The sequence below is a fragment of the Lysinibacillus sp. JK80 genome (genome assembly GCF_027557635.1).
Classification (GTDB): Bacteria; Bacillota; Bacilli; order Bacillales_A; family Planococcaceae; genus Lysinibacillus; species Lysinibacillus capsici.
This window is the reverse complement of record NZ_CP058997.1, coordinates 2,816,393-2,830,233: the sequence shown is the minus strand read 5'-3', so window position 1 is coordinate 2,830,233 and position 13,841 is coordinate 2,816,393. Positions and strand designations below refer to the sequence as shown.

Annotated in this window: 10 protein-coding genes, 10 tRNA genes and 1 riboswitch; of the genes, 18 read left to right on the top strand and 2 right to left on the bottom strand. The window is 36.6% G+C overall.

Annotation, left to right across the window (positions count from 1 at the left end):
- The first annotated feature begins 7 nt into the window (after positions 1-7).
- From HXV90_RS14240 to HXV90_RS14185, 12 genes are all read left to right on the top strand, one after another.
- A tRNA-Lys gene (locus HXV90_RS14240) sits at positions 8-80 on the top strand.
- An 18-nt stretch (positions 81-98) separates the two neighbouring features.
- Positions 99-175, top strand: a tRNA-Arg gene (locus HXV90_RS14235).
- A 15-nt stretch (positions 176-190) separates the two neighbouring features.
- Positions 191-267, top strand: a tRNA-Pro gene (locus tag HXV90_RS14230).
- Positions 268-282: 15 nt separating this feature from the next.
- Positions 283-358: transfer RNA gene (locus tag HXV90_RS14225), tRNA-Ala, on the top strand.
- 13 nt (positions 359-371) lie between these two features.
- A tRNA-Ser gene (locus HXV90_RS14220) sits at positions 372-464 on the top strand.
- Positions 465-470: 6 nt separating this feature from the next.
- Positions 471-546: transfer RNA gene (locus tag HXV90_RS14215), tRNA-Phe, on the top strand.
- Between the two features lie 5 nt (positions 547-551).
- Positions 552-625, top strand: a tRNA-Gly gene (locus HXV90_RS14210).
- A gap of 4 nt (positions 626-629) precedes the next feature.
- Positions 630-703: transfer RNA gene (locus tag HXV90_RS14205), tRNA-Ile, on the top strand.
- Between the two features lie 6 nt (positions 704-709).
- Positions 710-786, top strand: a tRNA-Asn gene (locus HXV90_RS14200).
- Position 787: 1 nt separating this feature from the next.
- Positions 788-859 (top strand) — tRNA-Glu (locus tag HXV90_RS14195).
- A gap of 569 nt (positions 860-1,428) precedes the next feature.
- Positions 1,429-2,475, top strand: coding sequence for a nitric oxide synthase oxygenase (locus HXV90_RS14190; RefSeq protein WP_269897471.1), 1,047 nt, complete (start codon positions 1,429-1,431; stop codon positions 2,473-2,475).
- A 51-nt stretch (positions 2,476-2,526) separates the two neighbouring features.
- Positions 2,527-3,060 carry a hypothetical protein gene (locus HXV90_RS14185; protein WP_269897470.1) on the top strand — a complete coding sequence of 178 codons (534 nt, stop codon included), beginning with the start codon at positions 2,527-2,529 and terminating at the stop codon, positions 3,058-3,060.
- 63 nt (positions 3,061-3,123) lie between these two features.
- Here HXV90_RS14185 and HXV90_RS14180 read toward each other — a convergent pair whose 3' ends face one another.
- Positions 3,124-4,332, bottom strand: a complete 1,209-nt coding sequence (locus HXV90_RS14180; RefSeq protein ID WP_048391934.1) for a CynX/NimT family MFS transporter — start codon at positions 4,330-4,332, stop codon at positions 3,124-3,126.
- Between the two features lie 178 nt (positions 4,333-4,510).
- Positions 4,511-4,687, top strand: a riboswitch (Lysine riboswitch).
- 82 nt (positions 4,688-4,769) lie between these two features.
- Between HXV90_RS14180 and HXV90_RS14175 the strand changes: the two genes are divergently transcribed.
- The 5 genes from HXV90_RS14175 (at position 4,770) to HXV90_RS14155 (ending at position 9,754) form a co-directional block, all read left to right on the top strand.
- Positions 4,770-6,233, top strand: coding sequence for an amino acid permease (locus HXV90_RS14175; protein ID WP_259951188.1), 1,464 nt, complete (start codon positions 4,770-4,772; stop codon positions 6,231-6,233).
- Positions 6,234-6,383: 150 nt separating this feature from the next.
- Positions 6,384-7,076, top strand: a complete 693-nt coding sequence (locus HXV90_RS14170; protein ID WP_131522381.1) for a response regulator transcription factor — start codon at positions 6,384-6,386, stop codon at positions 7,074-7,076.
- A gap of 6 nt (positions 7,077-7,082) precedes the next feature.
- A complete protein-coding gene (locus HXV90_RS14165) occupies positions 7,083-8,018 on the top strand; it encodes a sensor histidine kinase (RefSeq protein ID WP_269897469.1) in 936 nt (311 codons plus the stop codon).
- 130 nt (positions 8,019-8,148) lie between these two features.
- Positions 8,149-9,072, top strand: coding sequence for an ABC transporter ATP-binding protein (locus HXV90_RS14160; RefSeq protein ID WP_103117310.1), 924 nt, complete (start codon positions 8,149-8,151; stop codon positions 9,070-9,072).
- Positions 9,065-9,754, top strand: a complete 690-nt coding sequence (locus tag HXV90_RS14155) for an ABC transporter permease (protein WP_048391929.1) — start codon at positions 9,065-9,067, stop codon at positions 9,752-9,754. The genes HXV90_RS14160 and HXV90_RS14155 overlap by 8 nt, the downstream gene beginning before the upstream one ends.
- A gap of 47 nt (positions 9,755-9,801) precedes the next feature.
- On the opposite strand, the gene HXV90_RS14150 is transcribed toward HXV90_RS14155, so the two are convergent.
- Entirely contained in the window at positions 9,802-11,067 is a 1,266-nt protein-coding gene (locus tag HXV90_RS14150) for an Nramp family divalent metal transporter (protein WP_269897468.1), read from the bottom strand.
- A gap of 222 nt (positions 11,068-11,289) precedes the next feature.
- Here HXV90_RS14150 and HXV90_RS14145 point away from each other — a divergent pair, with 222 nt between their 5' ends.
- The gene (locus HXV90_RS14145) at positions 11,290-13,833 is read left to right on the top strand and encodes a winged helix-turn-helix domain-containing protein (protein ID WP_269897467.1); all 2,544 of its coding nucleotides are present in this window, start codon (positions 11,290-11,292) and stop codon (positions 13,831-13,833) included.
- Positions 13,834-13,841: the final 8 nt, after the last annotated feature.

Here is a 13,841-nt window from a genome sequence, read left to right as displayed (position 1 = left end):
ATTTCACGAGCCATTAGCTCAGTTGGTAGAGCATCTGACTTTTAATCAGAGGGTCGAAGGTTCGAGTCCTTCATGGCTCATCATTTTTTAATTAACATGCGCCCGTAGCTCAATTGGATAGAGCGTCTGACTACGGATCAGAAGGTTATGGGTTCGACTCCTGTCGGGCGCGCCAATAAAATCATGTTTACGGAATGTAGCTCAGCTTGGTAGAGCACTTGGTTTGGGACCAAGGGGTCGTAGGTTCGAATCCTGTCATTCCGACCATCTTTCATGATAAATGGGGCCTTAGCTCAGCTGGGAGAGCGCCTGCCTTGCACGCAGGAGGTCAGCGGTTCGATCCCGCTAGGCTCCACCATTGTAATATTTTTGGAGGTATACCCAAGTCTGGCTGAAGGGATCGGTCTTGAAAACCGACAGGCGGGTAACACCGCGCGGGGGTTCGAATCCCTCTACCTCCTCCATTTTTCGGGTCAGTAGCTCAGTTGGTAGAGCATTAGATTGAAGCTCTAAGTGTCGGCGGTTCGATTCCGTCCTGACCCACCATTATTGCGGGTGTAGTTTAATGGTAAAACCTCAGCCTTCCAAGCTGATGTCGTGAGTTCGATTCTCATCACCCGCTCCAAAATGGGCCTATAGCTCAGCTGGTTAGAGCGCACGCCTGATAAGCGTGAGGTCGATGGTTCGAGTCCATTTAGGCCCATATTATTCCGAAGTAGCTCAGTTGGTAGTAGCACCTGACTGTTAATCAGGTTGTCGCAGGTTCGAGTCCTGCCTTCGGAGCCACGGCCCGTTGGTCAAGTGGTTAAGACACCGCCCTTTCACGGCGGTAACACGGGTTCGAATCCCGTACGGGTCATCAAGCATGTAGCACAGATGTGTGTTACATGCTTTTTTCTATTCTCCTGTTCTTTAAACGATAAAAGATAATGCAATAGCAGAAAAAGACCTATTTGCAAGGTGAGGGACTGAATTTAATTCCCTTAGCATCTTACTATGGGCTCCTATAAGCCGTTTCACTTACCACGTACACTTCCATGGTCAATACTTTTGTGAAGGCTGCTTGACTTCTCTAGTATAGCGATACAGGCGAAATCCTGGCCAGAGAATTTGTGAAACTGGTTCTGCTCTATGCGAAAGCGAAGCAACAGCAGCAAGTAAGTAGCCCAGAACGTATAGCTTTTTCACCATTTACAAAAATTCTATTGATTTCTTTGTTCTACAACCCCCTGAAAAAGGCTACATGACTACTGTAGCCTTTTTATATTAATTAAAATCTTTCTCCCTTACATTCTCTTACAAAGAGAGTCTATAGAGTAAATATGAACAAACTATTTCATATATAAAATATGTATGTTTTTTCAATTACTATTTTCATGGTGCTTGTTGTTTTGTTCCTCTAATATGAGGATAAGTGGAGGAATCGATATGAATATACAGGAGATACAGCAATTTTTAAGTCTATATCAGACAGAACAAAATGAATCAGAACTTTGGTTAAAGAATAGATTACAGGCAGTTAAGGATGCAGGTGAATATCACCCAACAACAGAGGAGCTAGTTTTTGGCGCACGGGTGGCATGGCGAAATAGCAATAAGTGTATTGGACGTCTGTTTTGGCAGTCACTGCATGTGGTGGATGCACGTGATGTTTTAGATGAAAAGGCTATTTTTCAAAAATTACTAGAACATATTGATTATGCGACAAATCATGGGAAAATTCGTCCAACTATAACAGTGTTTGCTTCAGATAGAGTACGGATTTGGAATCATCAACTAATTCGTTATGCAGGCTATGAAACAGATGCAGGCATTATTGGAGATTCACAGTCCATTAAATTTACAAAAGTGTGTGAGTCGTTAGGATGGAGGGGTAAAGGAACTGATTTTGATGTACTACCACTCGTTATACAGGTGGATAATCGTGCTCCTCAAATGTTTGTAATTCCTGAAGAAAATATAGTAGAGGTCTCAATCCGTCATCCAGAGTCAATCGATGTGGAGAAATTAGGAATGAAGTGGTATGCCGTACCTATTATTTCGAGTATGCGTTTTCAAATGGCTGGAATTGATTTTCAAGCAGCTCCATTTAACGGCTGGTATATGGGAACAGAGATTGGTGCACGAAATTTAGCAGATCATGATCGTTATAATATGTTACCTGCAATTGCAGAGATTTTTAATCTTGATACAACCAAACATGCGTCTCTTTGGCGTGATCGTGCTTTAGTAGAACTTAATATTGCTGTTCTTCACTCATTTAAAGAAGATGGTGTGAGCATTGTTGATCATCATACAGCAGCTCAGCAGTTTAAATTGTTTGAGGAGGCAGAAAAATCAACAGGAAGAGAAGTTACAGGCAACTGGACATGGTTAATCCCACCACTTTCCCCTGCCACAACTCATATATTCCATAAACCCTATGTAAATATTTATCATACACCAAATTATTTTTACAAAAAACCATGCTATTAGTGTAAAGGAATTGTTTACTTTCAATACTTTTGATGAGAGAGGGCGCTTACTATGTTAAATCAGCAAATTCCCAATATCCCATGGAGACAATTGACGACACCTTATGGTAGAGGTACAGCCATTCCTAAGCTGATAGAACAGGAGCAATACACACAACTAGCTGAATTAATTGAACATCAAGGTACACTGTGGCAGGTGACACCATGGGTTTTGCTTGTCCTGCTAAAAAAGCTTACTCGTAAAAAATTAGAGGCTGTCTCCTTACAAGAGGTACAGTTATATTTAGCTGTGGCACATGCTATTACCAAGGATTATCTCGACCCAGTCAATACTGTTAAAAATATGCAGGAGCTATTAGACGTCAACTATTTGTGGATAGAAAATGAGGATAATGATGAGCAGGAGTGGGAGAAAGAAACGCCAAAGGGCTATGAGGAGCAAGCTTTTGTAGGCTATTACTATTATAGTTATATGCTTTTACAAGAGGCTGTTCCTATTTTTTCTACTATAACAGCTCATAATAATGAAGCATCAGAATGCCTTGCTGAATTGCTAACATTACTCCGCAATCCGACAATTAAGTAATGTGTAAACACTATATAGAAATAGAGCAGATGGAGGAATCTAATCCACCTGCTTTATTTAATTTTAATGCACATATTCATCCTTAGAGGCTCTCATTGAGCAAAAGAAGAGTAACATTGCTACAACGACAAAGAGCCATCCCGCAATATTCCAGCCGCCAAATAAATCATGCAAGTAGCCAAAAAGAATAGGACCAATTGCGGCAAATAAATAACCCAAAGATTGCGCAAAGCCTGATAAATCTGCTGCTTCAAATGCAGTACGAGTACGGAGAGTGAAGAACATCATTGCTAGGGCGAATGAAGAACCACCTGCTAACCCTAGAAGAACCATCCACAGTACCCCAAGACTTGTCCATTCCATGACAACCCCAACAAAGCCTACTAAATAGAAGGATGTAAACATCAATACAAGTGGGCGTTGAGAAGTCATTTTACCAGCAATAATAGGCACTGCTAAGGCCATTGGTACTTGTGAGAATTGCATGATTGAAAACATCCAGCCAGCTTTATCAGGTGCTAAACCTTGAGCAATATAGATCTCAGGTATCCAAGCTGCTGTTGTGTAGAATAATAAAGACTGTAAACCCATTGCCCCTGTGACAGCCCAAGTAACAGGTGATTTCCATAAAGGTGTACTGGTCTTCTTAGATGTAGTAACTGGTTCTGGTTTATTTGATTTTAGTTGAGGTATCCAAATTAAGATTGTAATTAGAACGAGTATGAGTGCAATGGAAAGTGCACCTTGCCAGCCTAACGATGAATTAGCTATCGGATAGCTAATACCAGCACCAAGGCCAGCAGTAAAATTCATGGACATGGTGAAAAAGGCCATTAATAAACCCACATGATAGGGAAATTTCAACTTCAATAATCCTGGAATTAGTACATTTCCAAAAGAAATGGCTACGCCAATTAGCACAGTACCCAATAGAAGTAATTCTGTAGTACCAAGTGAACGTAGGACAATTCCTAAAGCCAAGAGAAAAGTGGATAAAAATAATGTTAGCTCAAGCCCTAGTTTGCGTGCTACAACTGGTGCAAATGGAGATATAACAGCAAAAGCCAGCAATGGTATCGTTGTTAGAAAGCCTGCCAAAACATTAGATATTCCAAGATCTTCACGGATAAAGGATATAATTGGGCCAACAACAGTTAGTGGCATTCGTAATGTAGAGGCTATAAAGATAACTCCAAAGACTAAAAGTAAGGTTGTTCCTTTCCAGCTAATTTTTTTACTTGGAAAACTAGTGGAATGATCATTTGTAGTCAAAATAAAATCCCCCCTAATAATAACCATTCTAATTGAACTACTATAACACTTTATCACACTATTAAAAATAGTAGAAGATTCATAAAATACAGAACATTTGTTGTTGTATTGAAATGTCTATGGTCTTATGTTAGTATAATAAACATCATAAATTTAATAATTATATGCCTCATGTTTGTATTGAGGTAGAGGTCGCGATATTTATAAGTATGCTAATTGAAATGACAAGCATTGATGAAATTAGTTGAAAGGAAATATTGCCGAAGTGTGAGGGGACTTGAAAACCTCATGCTGGGGCTGTCTCCGAAAGGAACAGAACTGTCACGTTTGCACAACGTGTTGAGCTATCATGTAGGAAAAACTGAGGATTAATGTAGCCATCACAGTGTATATGTGATGGCATTTTTTTGCCTCATAAATAGGAAGGAAGCTATATCGTGAGTGAAATAAAAGTAAATCAGCTCGGACATAAAGCACCGAAGCTGAAAAAAGAATTAAAAAGCCGTCATATTACAATGATTTCTTTAGGCGGTACAATTGGTACGGGACTATTTTTAGCCAGTGGAGGAGCAATTGCTCAGGCAGGTCCTGGAGGAGCATTGCTTGCCTATGCTTTAATTGGTATTATGGTGTATTTTTTAATGACAAGCTTAGGGGAAATGGCTGCCTATATGCCATCCTCAGGTTCATTTAGTACGTATGCAACCAAATTTGTAGATCCTGCTTTGGGCTTTGCATTAGGCTGGAACTACTGGTATAACTGGGCAATCACCATTGCTGCCGAAATTGCTGCTGTGTCATTAATTATGAAATATTGGTTCCCAGATAGCTCATCAGCACTTTGGACAGTATTATTTATTGCTGTTGTATTGACGTTTAATTTACTATCCGTAAAAAGTTATGGTGAAAGTGAATATTGGTTTGCCATGATTAAAGTAGCAACGGTTATTGTTTTTATTATCATTAGCTTACTAATGATTTTTGGTATTTTAGGTGGGCAGGCTCCTGTAGGTTTCACTAATTTCTTTGTTAGTGATGGGCCATTCCATGGTGGCTTCCTTGCTACATTTGGTATTTTCCTAGCTGCAGGATTTTCATTCCAAGGAACAGAATTACTAGGAATTACAGCTGGTGAAACAGATGATCCTGGTAAAAATATTCCGAAGGCTGTTAAATCTGTATTTTGGCGTATTCTTTTGTTTTATATTTTAGCGATTGGTGCAATTGGGATGTTAATTCCATTTACAGACGAACGTTTATTATCAGAAGATATCGCAGTATCACCGTTTACACTAGTGTTTGACCGCCTAGGTATTGCCTTTGCTGCTTCATTAATGAATGCCATTATTTTAACGGCTATGCTGTCAGCAGGAAATTCAGGACTATATGCATCTTCTCGTATGTTATGGCAATTAGCAGTGGATGGACATGCACCTAAATTTTTTGCAAAGCTAAGTCGTAGAGGTATTCCGATTTATGCACTTATGGCAACATTAGCTGTAGGCTGTTTAGCATTTTTGGCATCCTTCTTTGGCGATGGAGTGGTTTATATCTGGTTATTAAATGCTTCTGGAATGTCTGGGTTTATTGCATGGCTAGGTATTGCGTTTAGTCATTATCGTTTCCGCCGAGCGTTTGATGCACAGGGCTTAGATCCAAAGTTATTACCTTATAAAGCCAAATTATTTCCGTTTGGACCATTATTTGCTTTTACAGTTTGTATGATTGTAGTCATTGGACAAAATTATACAGCCTTTACAGGCGATAAGATTGATTGGTACGGTATCCTTGTTTCGTATATTGGGATTCCATTATTTTTAGCATTATGGTTTGGCTATAAAATAAAGCACAAAACAAAAATGCTTCCACTTAAAGATTGTGATTTAAAAGTTGAAGATTAGATAATAGAGCTGTTCTATAAACCAAAGAGTGATGGTTTATGGAGCAGCTCTTTTTTCAACACTCATAAACAAATCACTAATCAAACATCATAAATATGGTAATGTAATATACATATGGAAATTGGGTTTTGATAGGAGAGGTGCATCATAGTGCAAAAGCATATTTTACTTGTAGAAGACGATGAAGCCATTCGTGAAATGGTTTCTAATTACTTAACGATGGAAGGTTTCCATGTCACAACAGTGACTAATGGCGAAGAGGCATTACAAAATTGTTTGCAAAAAACCTTTGACTTAGTCATCTTAGATATTATGATTCCTAAATTAAATGGATTGGAAGTATTAAAGATTATTAGAGAGCAGGCAGCACTTCCTATCATTATTATGTCTGCAAAAGACAGTGATGTTGATAAAGCATTGGGCTTAGGATTAGGGGCAGATGATTATATTGCTAAACCCTTTTCTATGCTGGAATTTTCAGCACGTGTAAAGGCTGTTATCAGAAGAGCTACGAAATACTCTAGTCAAGCTGAACAAAAGCAAGAGGTCCTAGAAATTGATAATTTAAAGATAGATATTGTTAATTTTTCAATAACAAAGAGCGGACAAGAGATAAAGCTGACATCAAAGGAATTTTCCATTTTAAAATTGTTTGTGACAAATCGCCACAGAGTTTTTACCAAAGAGCAAATTTATCAGACGATATGGAAAGATGCCTATTACGGAGATGAAAATATTATAAATGTACATATCAGAAGACTACGTGAAAAAATAGAAGATGATCCGTCACATCCTCAATATATTAAAACCCTATGGGGAATCGGCTATAAATTTGAAGGGTAAAACTATATGATATTTCTATTATTATTAATCATTGTATTGCTAATCGGCATTCTTATTTTTCAATGGAAAATCAAGAAGGAACAAGAACGTGCTATCCAATATATTCATCGAAAACTACACGTAATTGTGAATGAACAGACGTATGAAAAGATTCTAGTAACAACTACAAATTCAGAAATTCAACAGTTACTTATTACACTGAATACTTTGCTAGATCAACATCGAAAAATTCAGGCTACGCATCGTAAAATGGAAAATTCCATGAAAAAGATGTTGGCCAATATTTCACATGATCTTAAAACGCCTTTAACCGTTGTACTTGGCTATATTGAAATGCTTCAACTTCAAAATGGGATTAGTGACGAGGAACAGCAACGTTTACTTAAGGGTGTACATGCTAAAACATTAGAAGTATTAAAAATTATTCATACATTTTTTGACTTGGCAAAATTAGAGGCTGGGGACACAGATTATCCAATCACTAAAATCAATGTCAGTGAAATATGCCGAAAAAATGTTTTGTCTTTTTACGATTTGGTTACTTCACTGGGATTAGATATTAAAATTGATATCCCAGAAAGCTCCATATATGCACTTGGTAATGAAGAAGCATTAAATAGAGTGTTAAACAATCTACTGTCTAATGCTATTGCATATGGAGCAGATGGCAATGTAATTGGAATTACCATAAGAAATGATGAAGTCAATATTGATATTGATGTGTGGGATTGTGGCAGGGGCATTGATGAATATCATATCGATCGCGTTTTTGAAAGAATGTATACGCTTGAGGATTCTCGAAATAAATCTTTCCAAGGTAGCGGTTTGGGACTAACGATTACAAAGAGACTAGTAGAAATAATGAATGGCTCCATCCGTTTATCGAGTATTCCCTATGAAAGAACTATTTTTACGATTTCGTTAAAGCGAATGATGTATTAAATCGATTATGCTTGTAGAGCTTTAATGCTTTGCAGGCTTTTTTACTTAAGAAATATGTAAGAATGCAGTAATAAAATAGAGAGTTTCATTTTTTATAATGAAGCTAGTCACAATTGAGGGAGAGAATTACATGACATACATTGTAAAAACAAATCAGCTTACGAAAGTGTACGATGGAAAGGAAGTTGTTTCTGCTGTCAATATGAACGTTAAGAAAGGTGAGATTTATGGATTTTTAGGTCCTAATGGTGCGGGTAAAACGACTGTTATGAAGATGCTAACTAATCTTACGAAACCTACAAGTGGGGATGTAGAAATTTTGGGGGCGAAATTGACGGACAAATCCTATGAAATACTAAAAAGAATGGGGACAATTATTGAATATCCTATTTTTTATGAAAAATTAACGGCTAGAGAGACCCTGGAATTACATTGTGAATACATGGGTTATTATGATAAGAAAGAAATTGCACATGTTCTTAATTTAGTAAAGTTATCGAATACAGAGAATAAGCAGGTTAAAGATTTTTCTCTGGGGATGAAGCAAAGATTAGGCATCGCAAGGGCCATTATTACAAAGCCAGAGTTACTTATATTAGACGAACCAATTAATGGATTGGACCCAGTAGGGATAAAGGAGTTAAGAGAGCTTTTCAAGATGCTTTGTAAGGAGTACGGCATAACCATTATTATCTCTAGTCATATTCTAGCTGAAATAGAACAATTGGTCGATACAATAGGTGTTATTAAGAATGGAAGGCTCATCACTGAGGTAGCAATGGATACTATTAATCGTGATCAGGTCAATTATACTGAAGTGATCGTAAGTGATGGGAAAAAGGCAGCGTTTATTATTGAAAGCGAATTAAACATTACGAATTTTAAGCTGATGGATGATAACTCTATACGTATATACGACTCAACAGTATCCCAACAAAGCCTATCGAGAGCATTAATTGAACATGACGTTGAGATTGAAGAGATTAGTAAAAAAACTAGTTCATTAGAGGATTATTTCTTAAAGCTAATCAATGGAGGTGTTGTCCATGCTTAATTTAATGCGTTTAGAAATGAAAAAATTTCATTTAGGTTCATATGTTAAAGGAGCCATTATCGCTAATTTTGTTATTCTTGGTTTTTTGTTTATGATTTTATTTATTTCTAAAGTGGAAGGAGACCCAGGGCTTGAAAATTATGAGGTTGCATTCAGTGTTATTGATTCATTTGTAAGAGCAGTTTTTATGATTTTTGCTTCTACGTTAATAGCTAAGTTAATCATCGGAGAATATAAATTTAAAACCATTACATTAGCCTTTATGTATCCTATAAGTAGAAAGAAATTAATGGTCGCAAAGCTTGCTATTGTCATGCTATTTACTTTCAGTATGATCATTATCTCCAATGCTCTTATTACAACCATTTTTTGTATCATAAGCGATCGATATGAATTAATTCCTGATGTACTATCTAGTTCTTTAATTATCCAGCAAATACCTTCTGTATTGATGAATGCGATTGCTGCCTCAGGTATAGCTTTAATCCCATTGTATTTCGGGATGAGAAAATACTCTATACCGACAACTATTATTTCATCTATTATAATTGTGTCTGTAACTTCGTCAAATTCAGGTAACTTTACTTTAAACGATATAATTATTATTCCAATTACTTTAGCAATCGTGGGTCTTGGTATTGCTTATTTAGCCATTAGAAATATCGAAAAGGTGGATGTTTAATCAAAAAGATACCAGGTGCTCATTACTATAGAGTACCTGGCTTTTTGTTATCCAAAAATTGTTTCCCACAGTAAGTAAATATTTAACGTAACAACAACGACTACGACAAACCAACCTAAAACAGTTGTAATACGGTGATTAACTAGGCTTCCCATAATGTCTCGTTTACTTGTAAACATAACAAGAGGGACAAGTGCAAAGGAAATACCAAATGATAAAACAACTTGACTAAGAACGAGAGCATAGGTAGCATTCACACCAGAGGCAATGATTGCAAGTGGTGGCACCATGGTAATCGCTCTACGTAAATAAAGAGGTATTTTTCTTTGAATGAAGCCCTGCATGACAACATCACCTGCTAAAGTCCCTACAGAGGAGCTAGCAAGCCCTGCAATAAGTAAACCAAGACCAAAGGAAATGGCAGCCATTGGGCCGAGCGCCTCTTTTAAGCCATTGTAGGCAACATCTAAATCTACAACTACAACGCCTTGGGTATGGAATACTGCTGCGGCAATTATGAGCATGCTCATATTGATGGCACCAGCAATAATCATAGCGATGATAATATCGATAAATTCAAATCGAAAAATGCGTCTTTTTTCTTCTTCATTACGACCAATAATACGGCTTTGTGTTAAAGAGGAATGTAAGTAAATAGCATGAGGCATAACGGTTGCACCTAAAATACCTGTTGCTAATAATAGTGAATCTACACCTTCAAAGTGTGGCGTGAACATGCCAATCGCTACATCACCCCATGCTGGCTGCGCTAAAAATGTTTGGAAGGCAAACGCCAATACAACAATTAAAACCATGCCAGAAATACCTGCTTCAAAGGCTCTAAATCCTCTTCTTTGCAACTCTAAAATAGCGAATGAACCCACTGCTGTAATCAATGCGGCGGGAAGCATTGGGATATTAAAAAGTAAATAAAGCCCTAGTGCTGCTCCGATAAATTCCGCGAGGTCTGTGGCAATGATGACCAATTCCGCCTGTATCCATAAAAAGATAGATGTTTTTTTAGAAAAATGCTCGCGTGCGACTTCAGGTAAATTTTTTCCTGTGGCAATCCCAAGTTTGGCAGACAGGGACTGAATTAACACGGCCATTAAATTAGAAAAGGCTATAACCCAAAGTAGCAGGTAGCCGTATTGAGAGCCTGCTGTAATATTTGTAGCAAAATTGCCAGGATCAATATAGGCGACTGCTGCAATGAAAGCAGGTCCTAAAAATGGCAAAAATCTTCGCCAACCTTTTATATCTCCATCTAAAACCGCCTCTGCAGACGATTTTGTGACTCGTTTGTAAACCATATTGTTCCCTCGTTTCAAAAAGTATCATTAGTGAAATAAAGTTTCCTATAGGAAAATTAGATATTAGTATTCTAACGCTAGGAATAAAAAAAGTGAAGTAGTTTGCTTTATCCTTCTAAAATAAGTATGCTCTTTTGGATGAAGTGAATGAGTAGAAAAATTAAATTGCAGGAAAAATTCGAAATTTATAGAACTAATGAAATGAAGAAGGGAGACAGGGTGATGGATATGGTATGGGTAAAATCAAAAGTAACAATTCCACGTACAGTGCCAAATGTATTAGAGAGGAAGAAATTATTTTCTATTTTATCTAACAATCGAATGAAGAAACTAACCATTATACGGTCAGCCGCAGGATACGGAAAGACGACTCTTTTAAGTCTGTGGTTGAAGCATATTGATGAATCGGTAGCATGGTTTACTATCGATCAGAATGACAATGATCCTGTGAAATTTTTAAAGTACTTAATACATACATTATCTTTTAGCATATTGAATGTAGAACAAAAGTTAAACAATATACTAGATGAAACACCACCTTTTGAAATAATTATAGATACACTGTTAAACGATTTGAATACATATAAAGAAAATATTCATATTGTTTTTGATAATTTTCAAGAAATCCACAACCCTCAAATTCATCAAATTATCAATCGACTTATTGAATATTTACCAGCCAATGCACGGATCTATATAACCACACGAACTAATTTAGAACTTTCACTAGCAAAATGGCGTGTAAAAGGTTGGATACTAGAAGTCGGGACGGGTCAATTATGTTTTGATTTAGAAGAGCTACAATCTTTCTTTAATTCTGTTACTAATGATGAACAGAAGGATGCGCTGAAGCCTTTATTAAATACTACAGGGGGCTGGATAGCAGGTATCCAACTGATAAAGCTATCAACAGGTGGAATGATAGGTAATCTTAGTAGTGAAGAAATTTTAGCCAAAGCTAGTTCATATATACATGAGTACTTCATGCAAGAAATTCTTTTAATATTACCTCAAGAATTGCAAGATTTTCTACTAAGAACTTCCATTTTAAACTACTTAGATCCGAGTGTTTGTACATCCATCACGAACGGATTAGATAGTTTAACTACATTCTCAGAGCTGGAGAAAAATTGTTTGTTTATCGAACAAGTACAAGCTCATCCACCCGTTTATCGTTACCAAACTTTATTTAGGCATGCCCTACAGGTAGAATTTCAAAGGCAATATTCCTATGAAATGATTACCTCTATTTATTACGAAGCAGCCACTAATTTATGCCAAGGAGAAGACTATGTAGCGGCAATTGAGCTTGCTTTAAATGGCGAATTATACAAGCTTGCACATGAATGGATTCAAAAATATTTAGTCGAAATATTTGCCGAGGGACATACTCTATTATTCGGGCAGTGGATACAGAAATTAAGGAATGCGCAGTTTCCAGTAGATATTAATATGCTTGTCTTATATATTACTACTCTGTTTTCAACCCATGAAATTGATCAGGCGAATAAAATCATAGAGGAACTACTTTTAAAACAAAATAAATTGAAATGGATGGATGGTTTTCAATTTATTGCTGTCTCAAAAATCTTTGAAATTTTGAATGCTTATATTGGTTATATGGAAGATGGAGACATTGAAAGGGCAAAAGTAGGCTTACAAACACGTGTAAATGTAAGAAAGAATAAGTCATCTTTATATGATATTTCATTAAAATATAATCAATTTGAACCTAGAATTTTACGTACTTTTATAGGTGCAAAAGGAAAATTCTTACCAGTAGAAAAAATGGATGAACTGATTAGCGTGTTGAATGAAAGTGAAATAAGGGAGCGAAATATTACAGGCGTTACCTATGGATTACTAGCTGAAATTTTGTATGAAATAAATGATTTAGATAGGGCAAGTAAAGAGTTAGAAATCGGTTTACAATATGGTTTGCATTTTCAAGATCCAGGATTATTTATGCCAATGTACTTATTAAAGGCACGTATTTATATGACTAAAAAACAATTCGAAGAAGCACATCTGTTATTGATTGAAGCTATGAAGGAAACCGATAAACCTTATTGGATCGGAATGCTCTATATTATGAAAGCACAATCTTATTTATTGGAAGGAAATATTTCATATGCACAACAGGAATTTTTTAGAGTGACGGATTTTATCAATTATAGAATTGCATCAAAAAATCCATTTTATTTATTAGTTCAAGGTAAAATTCTATATGCTAAAAATCAACTGGAGGAAGCATTGCAAATTGCTATTCGTTTAAAAGAAGGAGCAACTCAGGAAAAGCAAATCGTTACGCTTATTGAAGCGGGCTTGCTAGAAGCCATTTGTCATTTTTCACTTGGTAAAGAGGATTTCGCTTTAACAGTATTACATGATGCTCTTGAACATGGAGTGTCCTATGGGTATTACCGTACATTTATAGAGGAGGATTCTATCTGGCCATTACTTAATAAATACTGGCGTCTACGTCAGCATAATAAGGGAGATACATTTAAGTCAGTGCCGTTAGCCTATGTAAATAAACTATTACTAAATGACAGCACAGAAGATGAGTTTTTCACTAACTTTACTGCAAGAGAAAAAGATGTTCTGCAATTACTCGCAGAAGGTGCTTCTAATAAGGAGATTGCACAACAATTGCAGCTGACAGAGGGAACAATTCGTATATATTTAACAGGAATTTACAGTAAAATAAGTGTGAAATCTCGCACGAAGGCCATTTTATGGGCAAAAGAATGGCTAGGCTTTTAAAGTTGTTA

Excerpts from the sequence above, each read along its gene's own strand:
- HXV90_RS14190 (WP_269897471.1), top strand. The coding sequence starts at position 1,429 with ATGAATATACAGGAGATACAGCAATTTTTAAGTCTATATCAGACAGAA.
- HXV90_RS14185 (WP_269897470.1), top strand. The coding sequence starts at position 2,527 with ATGTTAAATCAGCAAATTCCCAATATCCCATGGAGACAATTGACGACA.
- HXV90_RS14165 (WP_269897469.1), top strand. The coding sequence starts at position 7,083 with ATGATATTTCTATTATTATTAATCATTGTATTGCTAATCGGCATTCTT.
- HXV90_RS14160 (WP_103117310.1), top strand. The coding sequence starts at position 8,149 with ATGACATACATTGTAAAAACAAATCAGCTTACGAAAGTGTACGATGGA.
- HXV90_RS14155 (WP_048391929.1), top strand. The coding sequence starts at position 9,065 with ATGCTTAATTTAATGCGTTTAGAAATGAAAAAATTTCATTTAGGTTCA.
- HXV90_RS14150 (WP_269897468.1), bottom strand. The coding sequence starts at position 11,067 with ATGGTTTACAAACGAGTCACAAAATCGTCTGCAGAGGCGGTTTTAGAT.
- HXV90_RS14145 (WP_269897467.1), top strand. The coding sequence starts at position 11,290 with ATGGATATGGTATGGGTAAAATCAAAAGTAACAATTCCACGTACAGTG.